Genomic DNA, 1,524 nt, shown 5'->3' with positions numbered 1-1,524 from the left:
AGGCGCAAACCCCCTGATCAGGTGGAACCCATACACCACCACCCCGGACGTGACCGCCGAAGCTGCCGGCTGCCACCAGCGCCCCGCTCGGACAGCACTGTCGTGACCGCCCAGCTCGCCGACCTCGTCAACGCCGCGCGACACCTCACTCGCCGAAGGGGCGAAGGAACAGGCTCGGTTATGCCGGGTCCGTAGCGGTGGCCGGGCGTTGGGTGAATCGGTGCCACCAGTGGCGTCGCCGGGGATGCACCGCACGGCCCAACCACAGGCCGAGCAGCAGGTAACCCACCAGAGCACCGGTGGTGTTGAGCAGAACGTCATCGATGTCGAAGGTACGCCCGATGATGAGTGCGCCTTGGACGAGTTCCACCAGGAGCATCACGAGGGCGGTGGCCACCGCCACTCGGACCAGCCCTCGCGTTCGGGGCACCAGTACCGGCAGCAGCACGCCGAACGGCACACCCATGACGATGTTGCCGCCGAGCTGCTTGACCGTGTCGAGGGACGCGGGGTGCGCGAGATAGGCACGGATGGAGTCACCGGGGCGCAGATTGCTGTGCGTCAACGACACGGAGGCCGCCGAGGGTTCCAGGGTCAGCCGGGCCAGCACCACTGCGAAGGCCACCGTCGCTACGAAGGCCAGCAGCATGGCCAGGACCCGGCCGAGCACGGACATGGGAGGCTTCCCTGAAGGCCGGTCTCCGGGTTCCGTCGCGGTCTTATCACGCAGGGGCATCCGCGCCATTATCAAGCTCCTAGCCACAGTGGTTTGCTTGGACGTTCCGATAACCGCGAGGTGCAGCGGCAGGCGCTGCGCGGGGTTCCGTCCCGGTCCGGGGATGTCGGCGTGCACGCAGGCAGAGCATGCGGCGTAGCAGTGCGTTGTCACTCTGCTCAACGACCGGCGCGGGCACCGGTCACCGACGGGCCAGCTGAGTCTGTCATGTTCTCAGCCATTGGCCTCACCCGTGCCGATACGGGTCTCCTGCGGATGCGGCGCGCCGGGGTGTGCAGCGGTTGGCAGTGGCACCGGCTCGCCCGCACCTATCGGGTGCAGTTGCTGGGCCTGCGGCCGGGCGACCGGCTGGTGATGCTCACCGACGGGATGCTCGAGCGCAACGCCACCACCGCGGATCTGTCCGATCCGGTCATTCGCACCCGTGAACTGCGCCCCCGGGAGGCTGCACGCGCTCTCATCGGGGCGATCGTCGATGCCGGCGACGGCCGCATGGAGGACGACGCGACGGTCAGGTGCCTGGACTGGCACGGCCTGCACCACTTCCAGAGCGACGCCGCGACCGGCGCCGACCTCACCGACGCCTCACGACCGGAGCTGATGCTGGCCCAAGCGCGGAAGGAGCCGAGCTGGCGACCCGCTCGTTGTCCGGCACACCGACCTGCCCGTGGACGACGAAGCGGCAGGCCGCCGACTTCCCTGTAGGACGGGGATGTTCCGGGCGATGCATCGGCTAGGCCGTGTCCGGCCGATCATCTGATCCGTTGATCTGGTTATGGGTCGGGGTG

Annotated in this window: 2 protein-coding genes; one reads left to right on the top strand and one right to left on the bottom strand. The window is 68.5% G+C overall.

Annotated elements, in window-relative coordinates; all coding sequences use genetic code 11:
* Positions 1–178: 178 nt before the first annotated feature.
* A complete protein-coding gene (locus tag C6N31_RS42135; RefSeq protein WP_438817454.1) occupies positions 179–745 on the bottom strand; it encodes a VanZ family protein in 567 nt (188 codons plus the stop codon).
* A gap of 198 nt (positions 746–943) precedes the next feature.
* On the opposite strand from C6N31_RS42135, the gene C6N31_RS42130 reads away from it, so the two are divergent.
* Positions 944–1,441, top strand: coding sequence for a SpoIIE family protein phosphatase (locus tag C6N31_RS42130; RefSeq protein ID WP_138357161.1), 498 nt, complete (start codon positions 944–946; stop codon positions 1,439–1,441).
* Positions 1,442–1,524 lie beyond the last annotated feature (83 nt).

The sequence above is a fragment of the Streptomyces fildesensis genome, from assembly GCF_016107395.1.
GTDB lineage: Bacteria > Actinomycetota > Actinomycetes > Streptomycetales > Streptomycetaceae > Actinacidiphila > Actinacidiphila fildesensis.
Note: the sequence above shows the minus strand (reverse complement) of the source record. Positions and strands in the feature narration are given on the sequence as shown.

Bases quoted from the DNA above. Each gene is read 5' to 3' on its own strand.
- C6N31_RS42130 (WP_138357161.1), top strand. From the start codon at position 944: ATGTTCTCAGCCATTGGCCTCACCCGTGCCGATACGGGTCTCCTGCGG.
- C6N31_RS42135 (WP_438817454.1), bottom strand. From the start codon at position 745: ATGGCGCGGATGCCCCTGCGTGATAAGACCGCGACGGAACCCGGAGAC.